Raw genomic sequence first — 19,773 nt, forward strand, 5'->3', positions numbered from 1 at the left:
GCCTGGCACGACGCCACGTGCTGGGAGCCCCTCGGAGCGGAACTGCGGGCGCGGGGACATCGGGTGGTGGCACCGGACCTGCCGTTGCACAACCCGGCCACGATGGCCGCATCGAGGAACGCATCCGCCCGGCGCTCGCCGCCCTCGATGCGGCCATCGTGGCCGCCGGACCAGGGGCTCCCGGGATCGCCGGGATTCCCGGGACCGCCGGATCGATCGTGGTCGTCGGGCATTCGATGGGGGCCGCCGACACGCCCCGACGGCACCAGCGCCTGGGATCCACGGACGGCGATCGCGGTGCTGTACCCGCGCCGCCATCCCCACCATGATTGTCTGTGCCACCGGTGACGAGCTGTTCGACATCGAGTCCGAGCGGGCCAGGGCGAGGACGTCGCTCGGCGTCGAGCCCGTCGAGATCCCGGGCGGCCATCTGCCGATGCTGGAGGACCCGGACGCGCTGGCCACGCTCCTCGACGGCATTGCCCACTGACGCCACCGACCCGTGGCGCCTCGGTCCGGGCGGGCTGCTCACCGCCGCCCGGACGGGTACCGCGTTCATCACCGTCGGCATGCCCCGGATTAGACCGGGCCTTGGCGCCGCTCCTCCGACCCCGACGGATCAGACCCCGGGCCCTCGGCCGGCCGCCGGACCGCCCCGTGCTCGGGGCAAGCCGACGTCACCCTCCCGACCGCCGGTAGACCGGCCGTACCCCGGGTACCCCGGACGCGGGAGGCGCCGGAAGCACGGCGGCACTTCCGGCAGGCGGTGACCAGACCATGCCGCGGCGGGGGTTCGAGCCAGCGGAAGTCCGGACGGTACGCCATCATCCGTTTGCGCAGCATGGGACCGGCCTGCGGGTCAACAGCGTCCTCGACGAACAGGCACAGCGCGGCATCAGGCACAGCGTGTTATCAGGCACAGCGCGGCATCAGGACAGCGCGACTGCCTGGACTTCGCGGCGAGTTGTGCCGCCAGGATGCTGCGCGGCACAGGCGTCCACGATGATTTGGTGCACCGGTCGGTAGGCCCCGAGACCGTAGGAGCGCGCGAGTAACGTGCCGTAGCCGGTCAGTGGTGCCGTAGCCGGGCGGCGAACAGGCCCGGGACGGATCAGACCATCGCCGGTCGTGTGGACGGCGGCGCCGGGGGCATTCCCCCAGCACAGGCCAGCGGCTGACCGTCGGCTGACCGGCGGGATCGGAGAGGGACCGACGGGATCGGGGGAGGGAAGGCGTCGATGAGCCTGAGCAGGCGGCTGGCGTTGGTGTTCCGGGCCAAGGCCAGCAGGATGTTGGACCGCGCCGAGGATCCGCGTGAGGTTCTCGACTATTCCTACGCCCGGCAGCTCGAGCTGCTGGCGCAGGTCCGCCGCGGGGTAGCGGACGTCGCTACCAGCCGGAAGCGGCTGGAGCTCCAGGTCGAACAGCTACGGGCGTCCGCCGAGCGGCTGTCCGGGCAGGCCCGCCAGGCGGTCGCCGCGGGCCGCGACGACCTGGCCAGGGAGGCCCTCGCCCGCCGGGCCGGGGTGGCCGCGCAGCTGGAGGAGCTGCGGGAGCAGCATGCATCGCTGCGGGCGGAGGAGGACCGGTTGACGCTGGCGGCGCAGCGGTTGGCGGCCCAGCTCGAGGTGTTCCGGACCAGGAAGGAGACGGTGAAGGCGACGTACACCGCGGCGGAGGCGCAGACGAAGATCGGCGAGGCGCTGGCGGGGGTCTCCGAGGAGATGGGCGACGTCGGCCTGGCAATCCAGCGGGCCGAGGACAGAGCCGAGCAGATGCAGGCCAGGGCCGGCGCGATCGACGAACTACTCGCCTCCGGAGCCTTGGAGACGGCGGCCGGTGGCCCGCGCGACGACATCCAGGCCGAGCTGGACCGGCTGTCCGTGACCGCCGACATCGATCGGGATCTGGCCGAGATCAAAAGCGCCATGCCCGCGCGGGCGATCGGCGGCCGCCAGCCGGCCGACGCCGCTCGACCGGAGGAGCGGCCGTGATCGTGCGCATTCTGGGTGAGGGCCAGTTCGACCTGCCCGCAACCGACCTGGAGGCCCTCAACGAGCTGGATGACGTGCTGCTGGCGGCCGTCGAGGCCGGGGACGAGCCGGCGTTCCAGGAAGCCTTGACGAGGCTGCTCGAACGGGTCCGGACGCGCGGCCGCGCGGTGCCGGCGGACCGGCTGGAGCCATCGGAGCTGGTGCTGCCGCGCGCCGGCACCGGGCTGGCGGAGGTCCGCGGGCTGCTCGGCGACGAAGGCCTGATTCCCGGCGGCTGAGCCCCGGCCGACGAGGTGACGATGGTGAGGTGACGATGATGATGGTGACGCGTGCGCCGCGGAGGTTCGCCCCGGACCGGGGACTGTCGGCCCGGATGGTGCTGACCGTCTTCCTGCTCGGGCTGGTCTACGTCGCCTTCATCGCCGTCCTGATCGCTGTCGGGGTGTCACCGGTCCTGGTCGTCCTGATCGCCGGCGGGCTGCTCGCCGCCCAGTACTGGTTCTCGGACCGCCTCGCGCTGTACGCGACCGGTGGGCGCATCGTCAGCCCGGCGCAGGAGCCGCGGCTGCACGGCGTCGTGGACCGGCTCTGCGCGCTGTCCGACCTGCCGAAGCCCGCGGTGGCGGTCGCGGGCACCGACCTGCCGAACGCGTTCGCCACCGGCCGGACCCCGAAACGCGCCGTCGTCTGCGTGACGACCGGGCTGCTGCGCAGGCTGGAGGCCGACGAGCTGGAGGGGGTGCTGTCCCACGAGCTGTCCCACGTCGCGCACCGGGACGTGGCCGTCATGACCGTCGCGTCGTTTCTCGGGGTGCTCGCCGGTCTGGTCACCCGATTCGGTCTCTACTCCGGGATGGCCGGCGGCTTCGGTCGGTCCGACGGCTATGACGGCGGCGACGGCGGCGGCGATGATGAGGACAGCGGCGCCCTCGTCGTGTTCGTCGTGGTGGTCGTCTCCGCCGCCGTCTACGCGCTGTCGTTCCTGCTGACCAGGGCGCTGTCGCGGTACCGGGAGCTCGCCGCCGACCGGTCCGGGGCGATCCTCACCGGCCAGCCGGCCGCGCTCGCCGCCGCGCTCACCAAGGTCACCGGCGAGATCTCCCGGATCCCGACCCGCGACCTGCGGGCCGCCGAACCGTTCAACGCCTTTTTCTTCGCCCCTGCGCTGGCGAACGGCGTCAGCCTGTCCTCGTTGTTCTCGACCCACCCGCCGCTGGATGCCCGCCTGGCCCAGCTTGCCCGGCTGGCCGCCCAGTCCGGTGAGCCCGGGTAGTTCGGTGAGCCCGGGTAGTTCGGTGACCCGGGTAGAAAGTAGGCCGGACCATGCGGATCCTCGACGTGCTTCTCGGCCGGACCCGGCCCGTCCCGCCGGACCTCGACCGGCTGTTCACGCTCCCGGCCGCCGCCGTCACCCTGCAGGCCGCCAGCTCATGGCGGCCGACCGGGGCCGGGGCGGTCTGCGTCAAACCCGCGTCCGGCGGCGCGTTCACCGGGGTAGCGCAGGAGATCGACCGGCTGCTGAGCCTGGACGGCGGCCGGTACGAGCGGCGCACGGACAGCTTCGGGTACAGCTGGCTGCTGCGACGGACCGGCGAGCAGGACCTCGCTGGCCTGGTCACCGACCTGCACGCGGCGAATGCCGCGGTGCGCGACGCCGGTTTCGGCCCGGCGCTGCTGTGCACCGTCGTCGGGTTCACCGACGGCAGCCGGCAGATGGGGCTGATCTACCTTTACAAACGCGGCACCTGGTACCCGTTCGTGCCGGCCGGTGACCAGCGCCGGGACAATCCGGCCGAGCTGGAGGTACGGGAGGTGCTGGCGGGTGAGCTCCCGATCGAACCGGACCTGTCCCGCTGGTTTCCCCTGTGGGGAGCGCCCGGCCTCGACGCGCCGGATCCCGCACCCGATCAACCAGGAGAATAGCCCTTGGGTGTAACCTATGGTATTCGTGAAACTACTAGATAGGACTATCGGCGAAGGCCGACGTGGCCCTGGGCCAACAGTATTGCGCTTAACCACCCGATTTCCATCTCCCAGCCACCCTTAGGAGTGGTGCAACCACCCTTCGCCGGCTGCAAAGTTGTGACCCACTTCACGCAACGATGCAGCGGAGGGCCGATGGGAATCCTGGTCAATATCGACAACGGTGGCACGTTCACCGATGTGTGTGTGACGGACGGTGAACGCATCGCGCATGCGAAGACACCGACGACCCCGCACGATTTAACGCAGTGTTTCGTCGATGGGCTGCGGACGGTGTCCGACCGGCTGTATGGCGAGGAGGACACCGCTCGTCTGTTGCGCGAGACGGAGTATCTGCGCTATTCGACGACGTCGGGTACGAACGCCGTGGTCGAGCGGAAGGGCGCACCGGTCGCCCTGCTGGTCGACAGCGGTGCGGAGGAGGATGTCTATGGCATTGTGAGGCTGGTCGACGCTTCGCTGTGGCAGGCCCTGGTGCCGCATCCCCCGGTCGGGATCGCGGTGGGCGCCGACGGGTCGGTGGGCCTGGCGGAGTTCACGACGGCGATCAACGAACTGTTGGCGACGAGTACCTCGCGGATCGTGATTGCGCTGCGGAGCGCGGCGGCGGAGCGGGCGATCAAGAATCTGTTGTTGGAGCGGTACCCGCGGCATCTGCTGGGCGCGGTCCCGTTCACCCTGTCGCATGAGCTTGTGCACGACGTCGACGACGCGCGGCGGGTGCTGACCGCGGTGCTGAACTCCTACCTGCACCCGGGGATGGAGCACTTCCTCTACGGCGCGGAGAAGGCGTGCCGGGAGAACGGGCTGGCCCGCCCGCTGCTGATCTTCCGGAATGACGGGGACTCGGCCCGGGTGGCCAAGACCACGGCGTTGAAGACGTGGGGTTCCGGGCCGCGGGGTGGGCTGGAGGGCAGCGTCGCCTACGCCTCGCTCTATGACGCGGACGTGCTGGTCGGGGTGGACGTGGGTGGCACCACGACCGACGTGTCGGTCGTGGTGGACAAGGCCCTGACGGTGCACGCGCACGGCCGGGTCGATTCGGCGCAGACCTCGCTGCCGATTCCGGACCTGAGCAGTGTCGGGCTGGGTGGCAGTTCGGTGGTCCAGGTCGTCGACGGTCAGATTCAGATCGGTCCGCGCAGTGTGGGTGCCGCGCCCGGCCCGGCGTCTTTCGGCCGTGGTGGCACCGATGCGACGGTGACCGATGCCCTGCTGCTTGCCGGGGTGTTGGACCCGGACAACTATCTGGGTGGGGATCTGAAGTTGGACCCGGCCCGGGCGGAGCGGGCGTTGCTGACCCATGTCGGGGAGCCGCTGTCGTTGTCGGCGCAGGCCGCGGCGCTCGCGGTGTTGCGGGTGTTCGAGGAGCAGGCGGGGGCCGCGGTCAAGGAGATGATCTCCGCGGCGGGTCGTGAGCCGGGTGAGGCCACGCTGCTGGCCTTCGGTGGCGCCGGTCCGGTGCTTGCCTCGGGGATCGCGCGGGCGGCGGGGATCGCGCGGGTGATCGTGCCGCATCTGTCGGCGGTGTTCAGCGCGTTCGGTATCGGTTTCAGCGGGTTGGCGCACGAGTACAGCGTGCCGATGCCGGGCGTCGAGGTCGAGGTGAAGGCGGCCCGCGACGATCTGCTGACCCGCGCGCGGCGTGACATGTTCGGCGAAGGCGTGTCCATCGACGAATGCACTGTCGAGACCCGCGGTCGATTCATCGTCGACGGCGTGTTGCGGGACGAGACGTGGACCGACGGGTCGTCTACCGGGCAGGCCGATCAGCTGGTGGTGCGGGCCTGGTATCCGCTGCCGACCTTCGAGCTCGTGGCCGACGAACACGCCACGGTGCAGCCGGCGGCCGCGGACGGATCGCGTCGTATCCATTTCGCTGACGGTAACGAGCAGGAGATCGCGGTCTACCGTCCGGAGAATCTGGGGCCGGGGCAGGGAGCCGCGGGGCCGGCGCTGGTCGCGGGTGACTATCTGACCTGTCTGATCGAGCCCGGGTGGGGGTTCCGGGTGAGCAGCAACTCTGACCTGATCCTGGAGGCCCAGCAGTGAGCGAGCAGCAGTCCACCGTGAACATTACCGAGTATCTCGCGATTAATCTGGCGACCGAGCGATGGACCTGCCGGGTGTGCGGGCAGGACATCGCGAACGCCCGCGAGAACTACAAGACCGGGCTGCTGGTCTACAACCGTGACCCGCGGGAGATTCACCGGCCGATCCTGGACGAGAGCTACGAGTTCACCTACGCCCCCGACCCGGCCTGGTGCCGGATCGTCGAGTTCTACTGCCCGGGTTGCGGGACGCAGGTGGAGAACGAGTACCTGCCGCCTGGTCATCCGCTGACACACGACCTCGAACTCGATATCGACGCGTTGAAGCGTCGTCACCTCAGCGTTGTGGAGGGCTAGGGACATGCGGCAGGTAAGCGTTGACATCGGTGGTACGTTCACCGACTGCTTTCTTGTCTACGACGACGCCTACATCGAGGCGAAGTCGCTGACCACGCACCACAACCTCGCCTCCGGGTTCATGGATGCCCTGGCAAAGGCCAGCGCCCAGGCCGGCCTGGATGTGCAGACGGTGCTTTCGACCGTCGACGCGGTGCGTTACGCCACGACCCTCGGGACGAACGCGCTCATCGAACGCAGCGGTCCGGCGGTCGGCATCCTCACCACCGCCGGTTTCGAATCGACCGTGCCGCTGATGCGGGCCCGTGGCTACGGCGATGGGCTGACCGAGGCCCAGCAGTCCGACCTGCCCGCCGCGGACCGGCCGGTGTCGCTGGTGCCGGTGACCCGGATCGCCGGAGTGCAGGAACGCATCGACTACGGCGGCACAGCGGTGCTGTCCATCGACGAGGGCGACGTGCACCGCCAGGTGCGCAAGCTGGTGGACGAGGGCGCGCAGGCGTTCGTGGTCGCGCTGGTCAACGCGGTGATCAACCCGGCCCACGAGAAGGAAGTCGAGCGGATCATCCTCGACGAGTACCCCACGCACATGCTGGGGGCGATCCCGATCGTGCTGTCGCACCGGGTGACCGGCCGCAAGGGTGAGTACGCCCGGACCATGTCGGCGGTCATCGACGCCTACCTGCACAGCCAGATGTACCACGGGCTGGCGTCGCTGGAGATCGAGCTGCGCCGCAACGGCTACACCAAGCCGATGCTGCTGGTGCACAACACCAGCGGCATGGCCCAGCTGAACTCGACCTCCTCGCTGCAGACCATCCACTCCGGACCGGTCGCCGGGCTGGAGGCCACCAACTACCTGTCGAAGACCTACCACCAGCCCAACGTCATCGCCACCGACATGGGCGGCACCAGCTTCGACATCGGCCTGGTCACCTCCGACGGGGTGAAGTTCTACGACTTCAACCCGGTCATCGACCGCTGGCTCGTCTCCACCCCGATGACCTACCTGCACACCCTCGGCGCCGGCGGTGGCTCCATCGCCCGCTACGACCGCCTGTGGGAGGCCATCGAGGTCGGCCCGGAAAGCGCCGGTTCTGACCCGGGCCCGGCCTGCTACGGCCGGGGCGGGCGGTTCCCGACCACCACGGACGCGAACCTAGTGCTGGGCTACCTCGACGCGGACAACTACGCCGGTGGCACGATCAAGCTCAGCCTGCGCCGGGCGCAGCGGGCCATCGAGGAGCACATCTGCAAGCCCACCGGACTGAGCCTGATCGAGGCGGCGAAGGCGATCAAGCGCAAGGTGGACAGCAACATGGCCAACGCGATCTTCAAGGAGGTCGCGGTCAAGGGCTATAACCCGAAGAACTTCGTCGCGCTCAGCTACGGCGGCGGTGGTCCGCTGCATGCCTGCGGATACGCCAACACGCTGGGTATCCAGAATGTGCTGATCCCGCCGTTCAGCTCGGTGTTCTCCGCGCTGGGCGCCGGCAATATGAACCAGCTGCACATCCACGAGTACTCGCTGTACCTGATGGTCTACGACGCCACCACCCGCAAGATGTTGGACGACTTCCAGATCTTCAACGACACGGTGACGGAACTCGCCGCGAAGGGCCGCGACGACCTCCTCCGCCAGGGCGCCGACCCCGCCAACATCCGCTCGCGGGTGGAGCTGGACATGCGCTACGGCAACCAGCTCGCCCAGATCGGGGTCGTGTCGCCGTTCGACCGGCTCACCTCACACCGCGACGTGATCAAACTGCTGGACCTGTTCAGCAGCATCTACGCCAAGCGGTACGGCGAAGGCAGCCAGGCACCCGAGGCCGGTGTGCGCATCAACGTCATCCGCGTGGTCAGCTACGTCGAACGCGACAAGTTCGACCTGCAGCCCACCCAGGCCGAGCCGCGCCCCGCGTCGAACCCCGCCCGGTGGCGGGAATGCCACTACCCGGGCATCGACGGCGCGGTCAAGACCGCCGTTTACGACTTCGCCGACCTCGAAGAAGGCCACGTCATCGAGGGCCCCGCCCTGATCGAAACTCCGAGCACGACCTACCTCGCCGAACCCGGATGGCAGCTGACCATCGGCCGCACCGGCTCCGCGGTGCTCGTTCGGACCATCTGAGCGGGCTCCCCGCTCAGGAGGTTTCATCCCGATGGCGTAGCTGGCCGGCTAGCGCGTATTGATGGAAAATTCTTGTACTGAGCAGAACGCGTTGTCGGGTTGATGGAAACCAGCAAAGTCGGCGTCATCAACCCCTCGTCCGTTTCGCGTAGCCTGTGCCGGGCCTGGGAAGCCGCTCGCCCTCGCCCGCCAGGCACGTCTTACCAGAAGGTGTAGATTCATGAGCCAGCCCGACCACGCTGACGGCAAGTCGCTCGTCGAGAAGTTCCTCGAAGAAAACGTCCTGTTCCTCGGGCCCGACCCCGAGATCATGCAAAGCCACCATCTCGCCCCGGAGTCGCCCCGCGAAACGGAGGCGCTCGCGCGGTTCACCGATCCCGAGCAGATCAACCTGGTGCGGCACAAGCTGCAGACCGCGTGTAACGAGTCCTTCGACATGGTCGAGCAGATGGGCGCGGCGCCGGGCGCGAAGTGGGGCGACCTGATCTCCGGGGTGTGGACGGCCTCGGGTGACCTCGCCCTGTCCAGCATGGGTGGTGTGCTGCTGTTCTCGGTGCTCACGCAGCACCCGGTCAAGTTCATTGTCAAGTACTGGGTGGATGAGCCGACGGTCGGGGTCCGTGAGGGCGATGTCTTCATGCACAACGACGCCCGCTACGGCAACGTCCACAACACCGACCAGAGCATCCTCATCCCGGTTTTCCACGAGGGGCAGCTGATCTGCTTCGCCGGCGCGGTCTGCCACGAGGGGGAGAACGGCGCCACCGAACCCGGTGGTATGCCCTCGGCGGCGGAATCCCCGTTCGACGAGGGATTGAAGATCTCGCCGATCAAGGTCGGTGAGAACTACACGTTCCGCCGTGACCTCATGACCTTCCTGCAGAACTCGGTGCGCGAGCCGAAGCTGCAGCTGGAGGGCATGAAGGCCAAGCTGTACGCGGCGATGCGGACAAGGGACCGGATCCACGACACCATCGCCGAGTACGGTGTCGACGCGGTCATCGCCACGTTGCGGCGCACCCTGACTGACACCGCCGACGAGGTCCGCCGCCGGCTGAGGTCGTGGCCGGAGGGCACCGTGCGGCAGAACGTCTTCGCGGACGGGACGCTGCGCGAGAACTGTCTGGTCAAGATCAGACTGGCGATGACCAAGAAGGACGACGAGCTGATCCTGGACTTCCGGGGCTCGTCGCCGGAATTCCTGAACCGAGCCAACAACACGATCCTCTCGTCGATGAAGGGCATGCTGGCCCAGGAGTTCCTGACCTTCGTGTGGCCGGACCTGCCGCGAAACCAGGCGGTGTTCGAGCCGATGACCGTTCTCACCGACCCGCGGTCGGCGCTGAACTGTTCGCCGGAGGCGCCGAACGCGCAGAGCATGATGACGTTCTTCCCCTCCTTCACCGCGGCCCAGCTGGCGACGCCGAAGCTCCTCTACAGTGCGGGTGAACGCTCTACGGACGTCATCGCCGGCTGGTTCAACATGATCGTCACGTTCATCTACGGTGGCGTCACCCAGCACGGCGAGCTGGTGGGCAACGTGTGTGCCGACCTCAACGGCATGGGCGGGGCCGCGCGGTCCAACCGGGACGGCGAGCACGCGGTCGCCCCGATCTTCGCGCCCATGGCCGACATCGGGGAGCAGGAGCTCATCGAGGAAGAAGTCCCGATTCTCAAGATAGTGCCGAACAGGGTGATGCGGGACAACCAGGGCTTCGGCAAGTTCCGCGGCGGCCAGGGCTACCAGCAGATCGCCACCGTCAAGGACAGCGCCATGTGGGGCTTCATGGCGTGCAGCATCGGCTCGAAGTTCCCCAGCTCGCACGGCATCTTCGGCGGCTACGGCCCCGGCGCCTACCCGCTGTGCAAGATCAAGAATGTCGACATCTTCAAGGTGATGGACAACCAGCGCGAACTGCTGCGCTACACCGTCGAGGAACTGATGAACGAGCGCCCGTTCCCGGACGCGACCTACTCGACGCATCACATGGGCATGCAGTTCGAGCTCGCCGAGCGCGGCGAGCTGTACATGCTCACCCAGGGCACCGGCGGTGGCTACGGGGACGTGCTCGAACGCGATCCCGAGCTGGTGGCTTCCGACTACCGCGACGGCCTGGTGTCCATGGACACCGTCCGCGACATCTACCACGTGGTGCTCAACCCCGACACCGCCGCGGTGGACGCCGAGGGCACCACGGCGGCCCGGGAGGCCGAGCGGGCGGCTCGGCTGCGGCGGGGCAAGCCGTACGCGGAGTTCGTCCAGGAGTGGGAGACCGAGACGCCTCCGGCCGACGTGCCGTTCTTCGGCTCCTGGGGCGATCCGCAGGTGCTGTTCCGCGGCACTCCGCAGGACACCTGCCCCGCGGACGCGATCGTGCCGGTGATGATGCCCGACCCGAAGGACGTGCGGATCGCGCAGCTGGAGGCCAAGCTGGCGGAGCTGCAGGACTGACGGTGCAGGACTGACGGTGCAGGGCTGACGGCGCGGGCCTGATGCTGCGGGACCGATCCTGATGCTGCGGGACTGATGAGGACGGCGGGAGAACGATGAACGCTGCGGACGACTGGATCCACGCCAGGCGTGACACCCTGACCTGGCTGGACTGCGACCGGTACGTGTGGAGGGTCTTCGCCGGCGCCCCCGAGCGCTGGTATGACGATCCGGCCACGCTGGTCGCGGCGAGTGCACAGGCACACCGGTTACTGCGGTCCGATGTGTACGGTGCCAACGTCTCAGGTCCGTTCTCCCGCTACCTCGCCGGTGGTAGCGAGGCCGCTGCCGTCTGTACGGCGTTGGAGCTGCCGGCGCCGCGCCGCGTGCTGGCCGACACTCTCGACGCGCTGCTGCACCAGTTCGGCGATCGTGTCGACCTGGTGCTGGACTGCCCGTCACCGCGCAGGCTGCTCGCGCCCGGTGCGGAGGTCGACTTCGACGCGCTCGACGACGTCGCGACCGGCCTGCTGGAGGTGATCCGCTCGGTGGCGGACCGGCCGGTCCGGGGGCTGCAGATCACCTGTGACACGGCGGGCGGGCCGGATGAGGACGAGACCGACGCCTGGTCGAGTCTGCTGGCCGCGGCCGGGCACTACGGCTGGATCACCGCGGTCCGACTGAACGGCGTGACCGGCCCCGACCAGCTCGACCCCAAGCTGCCCGGTGACCTGCTGCTCCTGCCGCACCTGCCAGCCGACGTCCTGCTCGACGACCGGCGCTACGGCGGGGGACTGCCAGCGGAGGTGTGGAGCGATACGAGCGAGGCCGCCCGGCTGGTCGACGCCGCCGCCAAGCGTGGGTTCCGGTTCGGTGAGATCCCCACCGAGGCCTCCCCGGAAATCGTGCTGACCAGGCTCACCGCCCTGGCCGCCGGCAGGCACTGAAGGGATTCGGCGTGGACGACGTGGAGATCGTGGGCTGGGGTCATACCCCGGTTGGCCGTCTCCAGCATGTGATGGCGGTCCTGCAGCTCACCGGTAACGCCGGGGCGATGCAGATCCCCGGGGCCACCGTCGCCGGGGTGTTCAACATGGGTGGCCTGGCGGTCGCCAACTATGCGAGTGTCCTGGAGCGTGTGCGATGAGTGATCTCACCGGGAAAAGTGACCTGACCCTGAAAGCGGTGTTCGTCGACGCGTTGGACCGGTTCGGTGCGCGTCCCGCCCTGCACTACCAGGGGCGGACCTACGGGTACGGCGAGATCGTGGCCGCGGCGAACCAGCTCGCGCACCGGCTGCGCGCGGCGGGGGTGGGGCCGGGGGTGTCGGTGGCGTTGATGATGTCCAACCGGCCCGAGTACATCGTCGCTGATCAGGCGATCCTGCGGTGTGGTGCGGTCAAGGTGGCGCTCAACGACATGCTGTCGGCCAGCGAGATCGACTACATCCTGCGGGACAGTGAGGCCCGGGTCGTCCTCGCCGATGCGGGGATGCTCCCGGCGGCGCTGAACTCCGCGCCGCCCCTGTTGGAGACGGTCATCGCCGTCGCCGACCCGGACGACTGCCCGGGCGGGGTGGTGGCGTGGCGCGACGCGCTGGCCGGGCAGCCGACCACCGTGCCGGAGGTCGCCCCGGCACCCACCGACCCGGGGTTGATCGTCTATACCGGGGGTACGACCGGTCTGCCCAAGGGGGTGATGCACACCCAGCGGAATCTCGCGCTCAATCTGTTCTCGCATGTGATGGAGATGGGGCTGCTCGACGACGAGGTGCTGCTGGTGATGTCGCCGCTGCCGCACAGCGCGGGTTTCCTGCTGCAGGCCGGGATGCTCAAGGGAGCCCGGCACTTCCTGGAGACCAGGTTCGACCCGGAGCTGGTGCTTGAGCGGATCACCGCCGACCGGGTGACCTTCACGTTCATGGTACCTACGATGATCTATCGGGTGCTCGACCGGGCGGCGGGCTGCGCGTTGGATCTCAGCTCGCTGCGGACCATCCTGTACGGTGCCGCGCCGATCACCCGGGAGCGGCTGGAGCAGGGCCTGGAGGTGCTCGGCCCGGTGTTCATGCAGCTGTACGGGCAGTCGGAGGCGCCGAACTTCATCACCCGTCTTCGCCATGAGGATCATCGTCTTGATCCTGACGGGGAGCATCGGCTGGCCAGTTGTGGTCAGCCGGTCGTCATGGCCGCGGTCAAGGTGGTCGACGAGGCTGGCCGGGAGCTGCCCCGCGGTCAGGTCGGGGAGATCGTCGCCGCCACGCCGTACACGATGGTGGGGTATCGGGGCCGGCCCGAGCAGACCGCCAAGGCGTTGCGGGACGGGTGGTTGCACACCGGGGATATCGGGCGGATGGATGCCGAGGGGTACGTCTATCTGCTGGATCGCAAGAACGATATGATCATCACCGGTGGGATGAACGTGTACAGCACGGAGGTGGAGAACGCGGCGGCGGCCTGTCCGGGGGTTGGGCAGGTCGCGGTCGTCGGGGTGCCGCATCCGGACTGGGGTGAGGCGGTCGTGGCGTTCGTCGTGCCCGACGATACCGGTGCGTTCGACGAGGCCAAGCTGCTGGCGCACTGCCGGGTGGAGCTTGCCCGGTACAAGCAGCCCAAGGCCGTGCGGGTCGTCGAGGCCCTGCCGACCACCGTGTACGGCAAACTGGACAAGAAGGCGCTGCGGGCCGGCTGGCCCGGTTGGTGACGCCCAAAGTATTGCGGCCTGGGCGGCCAGTGCGAAAATCAGCTCGAGGGCCTGTGAGTATCGTCACGAACGCGTGGCAGGGGAGCCGGGCGGGGAGCCCTCGGAAGCGAGGCGAGCTGGATGGACACCAAGGCACGTCCCACGCTGGCCGTGTCCACGAAGTTTCAGGCACCCACCTATGACACCCAGCTGGTCGGCCGGGACCGGCTCCTCGACGTGTTGCGGGACGGCCGGGCCCGGCGGCTGGCTTTGATCCACGCGCCGGCCGGGTTCGGGAAGACCACGCTGGCGGTGCAGTGGCAGCGGGTGCTGCGCGCCGAGGGGGTGCCGGTGGCGTGGCTGAGTCTCGACCGGGACGACAACGACGCGGTGTGGTTCCTCAGCCATCTCATCGAGGCGGTGCGCCGGGTCGAACCGACCCTGGCCGGTGACCTGGTCGAGGTGCTGGAGGGGCATTCCGACGACGCGCAGCGGTATGTGCTCACCGAGCTGGTCAATCAGGTTGCCGAGCATCGGCGGCCGTTGGCGGTCGTGCTCGACGACTGGCATCTCATCGATGCCCCGCAGGCCGTTGCCGCGTTGGAGTTCCTGCTGGAGGTGGGTCCGGCCAACCTGCATCTGATCGTCACCAGCCGGACCCGGTCGCCGGCCGTGGGCCGGCTGAAGGTGCGTAACCAGGTGACGGAGATCGACGCCACGCAGCTGCGGTTCGACCATCGGGAGTCCGCGGCCTTCCTGCTCGAGCTCAACGCGTTGGATCTCGACAGCACGGACGTGCATCGGCTGTGGTCGAGTACCGACGGCTGGGTCGCCGCGTTGCAGCTGGCGACCCTGTCGCTGCGTGACAGCGCCGACCCGTCGGCGTTGATCCGCGGTTTCTCCGGGCGGCATCACTCCCTGGGTGACTATCTCGCCGAGAACGTGCTCGATGCGCTGCCCGCGGATCTGCTCGACTTCCTGCTCACGACTTCCGTCTGTGATCGGCTCTGCGGTGATCTGGCGGCGGCGGTGAGTGGGCAGCGGCGGGGGCAGGCGCTGTTGGAGGAGCTGGAACGGCGGGACCTGTTCCTGCGGCCGCTCGACGACAACCGGGAATGGTTTCGCTATCACCATCTGTTCGCGGGTTACCTGCGCCGCCGCCTGGAGCGTGATCATGAGGATTGGGTGGTGACCCTGCACCGGACCGCGTCGGCCTGGTTTGCTGATCATGGTCTGCTCGGTGAGGCGGTCACCCATGCCCTGGCTGCCGGTAACGACGCCGGGGCGGTGGATCTGGTGGAGCGGCGGGCCATGCACCTGGTGGAGCACAGCCGGATGGCCACCCTGCTCGGCCTGGTCAACAAGCTGCCGCCGGCGCTGCTGCCCGGCCGGCCGCGGCTGCAGATCGCGATCGCTTGGGCCAACTGTCTGCTGCAACGGGCGCAGCCCGCGCAGGTCGCGCTCGACCACGTGCGTGCCGCCCTGGCACCCGACGACACCAGCGACACCGGTAAGGACATCCTCGGCGAGGCCGATGTCGTCCAGGCCTGCATCGACGTCTACGGTGACCGGATCGACCGCGCCGCTGACCTGGTCGCCCCCTACATTGTGAAGAACTCCGGCTACCGGCCGTGGCTGGTCGCGGTGTCGTCCAACATCCGGACCTTCGTCGACATCCACACCTTCGCCTACGACACCGCGCAGGCGCGGCAGCGGTGGGCCAACGCCTTCCACGACACCACCCGCGGGCCTTTCGCCGGCGTGTACGGGCGCTGCTTCGCCGGGCTCGCGGCGTTCGCCCAGCTTGACCTGGTGGCCGCCGAACGCCTGTACCGGGAAGCCGTGGCCCTCGCCCGCGAAGCCGCCGGGCCGCGCTCGCACGCCGCCCGGCTGGCCGGCGCGCTGCTGGGCCGGCTGTACTACGAGCGGGGCGACACCGATGCCGCCGAGCGGCTGCTGGAGGAGTGCCATGAGCTCGGTGCCGAAAGCGGCGTCGCCGATCTTATGATCGCCACCTACTCCACGCTGGCCCGCATCAAGACCCTGCGCGGTGAGATCGAGGACGTCTGGCACCTGCTCGACGAGGGCAGCGAGGCGGCGAGCCAGCTCGTCCTGCCTCGGTTGTCGGCCGCCGTCGACCACGAACGCCTGCGGCTGCACCTGGCCCGGGGGGACCTCGGGCGCGCCCAGAACGTGCTCGCCCGCCACGGCGACGACGTCGCCCGCGGCGGCGACGGCATCGCCATGGCCACCCGCCACTACCAGCTCGCGATGCGCGCGCGGGTCATGGCCGCCCAGGCCGACTACGACGGTGCCCTGCGGCTGCTGTCCCAGATGCACCAGGAGAGCAGCTCCGTGGCCTGGCGGTACGCCGAAACGGCCGCGCGTATCGACCTCGCGGTGGTGCACTCGCTGACCGGCGACACCAACACCGCGCTGCGCACCCTCGTGCCCGCCGTCGTCGCCGGGGCCCGCCGCGGTCTGGTGCGCACCATTACCGACGCCGGACCGGAACTCCTGAAGATCATTGGCGAGTTGCGGGACGCGAGCCGGTGCCGCCGGTGGCCGGCGGAGTTGCCCACTGTGCCCTCCGACTACCTGTCCAAGCTGCTCGCCACGGCCCACGCGGACGCGGAACGGGCGGCGATCCCCATCATCGACCGCCTGGCCGAGCGGAACCCCGCTCCGGAAGAACCGCTCAACGCCCGCGAGATTGACATCCTCCGTCTGCTGGACCGCGGACTGTCGAACAAGGAAATCGCGCGTAACCTCGGCCTGACCATCAACACCGTCAAGTGGTATCTCAAGAGCATCTACACCAAGCTCGGGGTCGCTCGGCGCGGGGAATCGGTCTCGGAGGCCCGCCGCCGCCGGATCCTGACCTGAGCGCCCTGGTAGCCCTGAGGCCCTGGTAGCGGGTGCCGCTTCCACGACGGGGAGGACAGCGATGCCTGACACCCGGCTCAGCGAGGAGCAGGAAGCCCTGCGCAAGACCGTGGAGGCGTTCGCCCGCGAGGTGGTCGCCGCCGCGGCGGCGCGGCACGACGAGGAGAAGACGTTCCCGTACGAGGTCGTCGCGCAGATGGCCGACATGGGCCTGTTCGGTCTGCCGTTCCCGGCGGAGTACGGCGGGCAGGGCGCCGACTTCTTCGCCCTCTGCCTGGCCATCGAGGAACTGGCCCGGGCCGACTCGTCGGTGGCGATCACGCTGGAGGCCGGGGTTGGCCTCGGCGCGATGCCGATCTACCGGTTCGGCACGCCGGCACAGCGGGAGGAGTGGCTGCCGTTGCTCGCCAGCGGGCGGGCGTTGGCCGCGTTCGGGCTGACCGAACCAGAGGCGGGCAGCGACGCTGGCGGCACCCGCACCACCGCCCGGCTCGACGGCGGCGACTGGGTCATCAACGGCTCGAAGGCCTTCATCACCAACTCGGGTACCGACATCACCCGGCTCGTCACCGTCACCGCTGTCACTGGGCGGACCCCGGCCGGGCGCAAGGAGATCTCGTCCATCCTGGTGCCGGTGCCCACCCCTGGCTTCACCGCCGGCCCGGCCTACTCGAAGGTCGGCTGGCATGCCTCCGACACCCACCCGCTGGCCTTCGACGACGTGCGGGTTCCTGCGGAGAATCTGCTCGGTGCGCGCGGCCGCGGCTATGCGAATTTCCTGCAGATCCTGGACGAGGGCCGGATCGCGATTTCCGCGCTGGCCGTCGGGCTGGCGCAGGCCTGCGTGGACGAGAGCGTGAAATACGCGAAGCAGCGGGAGGCATTCGGCGCGCCGATCGGCCGCAACCAGGCAATCGCCTTCAAGATTGCCGAGATGGAGGTGCGGACGTACGTGGCCCGTGCCGCCTACTACGACGCGGCTTCCCGGATGCTCGCCGGCCTGCCCGTCAAGAAGGAGGCGGCGATGGCGAAGCTGTTCTCCTCGGAGGCGGCGGTGACGAATGCCCGCGAGGCCACGCAGATCCACGGCGGCTACGGGTTCATGAACGAATACCCGGTCGCCCGGCACTGGCGGGACGCCAAGATCCTGGAGATCGGCGAGGGCACCAGCGAGGTCCAGAAGATGCTGATCGCGCGCGAACTGGGTCTGTAGTGACGAGGCTCGCCAGAACACTGCCGGCACCCCGCGAAAGATCATCAGTGGCTGGTGGCCGGCCCGGGTGCCGGGTGCCGCGTTCCCGCGGCGAGCAGGGCGGCCAGGCCGAGCTGGTGCAGCAGGTCCGCCAGCTGCGGCCGGCTCATCGTCACCGCGCTGTAGGGGGTGGAGTTCAGCAGGCCGAAGGTGGCGTGGACGGCGGCGCGGGCGGTGTCCTCGGCGAGTTCGGGGCTGCGGGCGCGCAGCTGGGCGGCCCAGAGCTCGACGTAGCCGCGTCGCAGCCGGCGCACGGTGTGCGCGTCGGCCGGGTTCAGGCTGCTCAGGTCGCGATCCTGAACGCGGATCAGTTCGGGTGAGTCGAGAGCGAAGGAGACGTGCCAGCGCACGAGCGCGTCCAGCGTGCCGTCCGGACTGGGGGTGCCGTCCGGACTGGGCACCGCGGCCGCGCGACGGGTGCCCTCGGTGAGCAGGCGTTCACTGATGCCGATCAGCAGTTCGCCGAGGATCGCCTGCTTACTCGGGAAATGCTTGTACAACGCCGGCCCGGAGACGCCCGCGGCCCGGCCAATGTCGTTGATGCTCACCCCGTGGTACCCGCGCTCGGCCATCAGCCGGGCCGCGGCGGCGAGGATACGCTCCCGGCGCGATCCTGCTGGCGGCGGTTCTTCGAGGCTGAAGGACACGGTCGGCACATTACCGCCTTCCGGGACAGCCGGTGCCCGCCTGGTTAATACTGGCTAACTCAGGTTCTCAGTCGTCCGGCCCGGCCCGTGCCGGTTCACGCGGGGCCGCGGCCCGGCGCTCCACCGGTCCGAACAGGACGATCAACGGCACCAGGAAGAGTGCGGGCAGGATCACCCACAGCGGCCGCCCGGCCCACCAGGCCGCGGTCGGTTCTTCGGGCATCGGCAGCCCGACCGCCCGCATCGTGACCATCGCGAGCAGCAGGGCCGTCATGTGCCACAGGAACACGGTCATGATTACGGCGTTGCCCGTGACGACCGCCGCCCACGGCCGGCGCCGGGCCAGCATCCGGTTCAGGGCGGGTACGGCGAGCAGTATCAGACCGAGCTGGAAGACGGCGAGCACGGCGATCGCAGCGGTTGTCGGGAACATGTTGCTGAGCCTGGTTCCCTCGGTGGCGACCATCGATCGCGGATACTCGTCGAGCGTCGTCACCAGGGCCAGACCCGCCAGCCCGCAGAGCGCCGTCAGCAGCGCCCGCCGCGGCCCGCGCAGGGCGCCGTCCCGCCAGAAATACCCGAGCTGGTGGGCGAACACCCAGACGAGACCGGTGTTGACATAGCCGAACACCGTGCTGCCGGTGCCGAACCGCGCCAGGTCGACGAGCGCCACGGCCGCGCCCAGCAGCAGGATGAACCGGCAGCCGAACCGCCGATGGACCGCCGCGGTCACCGGCACGACCAGGATGACCCCCAGGTACGCCGCGAGAAACCACAGCGGCACCAGCACGGCCCGTCCATAGCGCAGCAGACCCGGGTAGTCGGGGACCGCGAGCAGCAGGACGGCGTCGACCGCCGCCCAGACGACGGCGAACACCGCCATCGGGGGCAGCAGGCGGCGCAGCCGCCCCCGCAGGAAGCGCCGCGCCCGCGGGCCCCAGGGAAGCGCGGGATCACCGCGCGGAGACCCGGGGGCGCGACCGGCCGCGTCCCAGGCCGCCAGGTGAGCGAAGCCACCGATGACGAAGAACACCGGCATCACCTGGAGCAGCCAGGTCGCGAGCCAGGCGAACGGTATCCGCGCGATCGGATTGGGCATCACGAGAACGCCCCCGCGAAAGTGGTCGATGGACAGGGCCCAGTGCCACAGCACCACGACACAGACGCTCGCCAGGCGCAGGAAGTCGACGTCGCGCGCCCGGGACGGCGGGGTGGACTCGACGAGTCGGCCCACGGACCGGCCCATGGAGCGCAGCCCGCCCCACGGTGACCACACACCGCCAGGTTGCCAGACGCGGCGCCCCGGCGATCGCCGGGACGGAGCCGGCGGGCCGCACGCTCACCCCATGACAGCAGACC

At 69.4% G+C, this 19,773-nt stretch carries 16 protein-coding genes; 14 read left to right on the forward strand and 2 right to left on the reverse strand.

Features of this window, described 5'->3' with window-relative positions:
- Positions 1-325: 325 nt before the first annotated feature.
- The 14 genes from AC08OP_RS02865 (at position 326) to AC08OP_RS02930 (ending at position 17,728) form a co-directional block, all read left to right on the forward strand.
- Entirely contained in the window at positions 326-490 is a 165-nt protein-coding gene (locus tag AC08OP_RS02865) for an alpha/beta fold hydrolase (protein WP_476612761.1), read from the forward strand.
- A 748-nt stretch (positions 491-1,238) separates the two neighbouring features.
- Positions 1,239-1,994 (forward strand): PspA/IM30 family protein, encoded by a 756-nt coding sequence (locus tag AC08OP_RS02870; protein WP_476612762.1) that lies wholly within the window; start codon positions 1,239-1,241, stop codon positions 1,992-1,994.
- Positions 1,991-2,272: a PspA-associated protein PspAA gene (gene pspAA / locus AC08OP_RS02875; protein WP_476612763.1), complete on the forward strand. Its 282-nt coding sequence runs from the start codon at positions 1,991-1,993 to the stop codon at positions 2,270-2,272. The genes AC08OP_RS02870 and pspAA overlap by 4 nt, the downstream gene beginning before the upstream one ends.
- Before the next feature lie 35 nt (positions 2,273-2,307).
- Positions 2,308-3,267: a zinc metalloprotease HtpX gene (gene htpX, locus AC08OP_RS02880; protein ID WP_476612764.1), complete on the forward strand. Its 960-nt coding sequence runs from the start codon at positions 2,308-2,310 to the stop codon at positions 3,265-3,267.
- Positions 3,268-3,317: 50 nt separating this feature from the next.
- Positions 3,318-3,917, forward strand: a complete 600-nt coding sequence (pspAB, locus tag AC08OP_RS02885; RefSeq protein ID WP_476612765.1) for a PspA-associated protein PspAB — start codon at positions 3,318-3,320, stop codon at positions 3,915-3,917.
- 195 nt (positions 3,918-4,112) lie between these two features.
- Complete coding sequence (locus AC08OP_RS02890; protein WP_476612766.1) at positions 4,113-6,029, forward strand: hydantoinase/oxoprolinase family protein; 1,917 nt, start codon at positions 4,113-4,115, stop codon at positions 6,027-6,029.
- Positions 6,026-6,385 (forward strand): acetone carboxylase subunit gamma, encoded by a 360-nt coding sequence (locus AC08OP_RS02895; RefSeq protein WP_476612767.1) that lies wholly within the window; start codon positions 6,026-6,028, stop codon positions 6,383-6,385. Before AC08OP_RS02890 ends, AC08OP_RS02895 begins: the two co-directional genes overlap by 4 nt.
- Positions 6,386-6,389: 4 nt before the next feature.
- A complete protein-coding gene (locus tag AC08OP_RS02900; protein WP_476612768.1) occupies positions 6,390-8,516 on the forward strand; it encodes a hydantoinase/oxoprolinase family protein in 2,127 nt (708 codons plus the stop codon).
- Between the two features lie 220 nt (positions 8,517-8,736).
- Positions 8,737-10,968, forward strand: a complete 2,232-nt coding sequence (locus tag AC08OP_RS02905; RefSeq protein WP_476612769.1) for a hydantoinase B/oxoprolinase family protein — start codon at positions 8,737-8,739, stop codon at positions 10,966-10,968.
- Positions 10,969-11,063: 95 nt separating this feature from the next.
- Positions 11,064-11,894, forward strand: a complete 831-nt coding sequence (locus AC08OP_RS02910; protein WP_476612770.1) for a hypothetical protein — start codon at positions 11,064-11,066, stop codon at positions 11,892-11,894.
- Between the two features lie 11 nt (positions 11,895-11,905).
- Positions 11,906-12,094, forward strand: a complete 189-nt coding sequence (locus AC08OP_RS02915) for a hypothetical protein (protein ID WP_476612771.1) — start codon at positions 11,906-11,908, stop codon at positions 12,092-12,094.
- Positions 12,091-13,650 (forward strand): class I adenylate-forming enzyme family protein, encoded by a 1,560-nt coding sequence (locus tag AC08OP_RS02920; protein ID WP_476612772.1) that lies wholly within the window; start codon positions 12,091-12,093, stop codon positions 13,648-13,650. The genes AC08OP_RS02915 and AC08OP_RS02920 overlap by 4 nt, the downstream gene beginning before the upstream one ends.
- 120 nt (positions 13,651-13,770) lie before the next feature.
- Positions 13,771-16,515 (forward strand): winged helix-turn-helix domain-containing protein, encoded by a 2,745-nt coding sequence (locus AC08OP_RS02925; protein WP_476612773.1) that lies wholly within the window; start codon positions 13,771-13,773, stop codon positions 16,513-16,515.
- A 61-nt stretch (positions 16,516-16,576) separates the two neighbouring features.
- On the forward strand, positions 16,577-17,728 hold the full coding sequence (locus AC08OP_RS02930) for an acyl-CoA dehydrogenase family protein (protein WP_476612774.1): 1,152 nt from the start codon (positions 16,577-16,579) through the stop codon (positions 17,726-17,728).
- Positions 17,729-17,772: 44 nt separating this feature from the next.
- On the opposite strand, the gene AC08OP_RS02935 is transcribed toward AC08OP_RS02930, so the two are convergent.
- Together AC08OP_RS02935 and AC08OP_RS02940 are read right to left on the reverse strand one after the other, a co-directional pair.
- Positions 17,773-18,423 carry a TetR/AcrR family transcriptional regulator gene (locus tag AC08OP_RS02935; RefSeq protein WP_476612775.1) on the reverse strand — a complete coding sequence of 217 codons (651 nt, stop codon included), beginning with the start codon at positions 18,421-18,423 and terminating at the stop codon, positions 17,773-17,775.
- Positions 18,424-18,481: 58 nt separating this feature from the next.
- Positions 18,482-19,660 (reverse strand): acyltransferase family protein, encoded by a 1,179-nt coding sequence (locus AC08OP_RS02940; RefSeq protein WP_476612776.1) that lies wholly within the window; start codon positions 19,658-19,660, stop codon positions 18,482-18,484.
- Positions 19,661-19,773: the final 113 nt, after the last annotated feature.

The organism is Frankia sp. CeRuru1 (assembly GCF_977966315.1).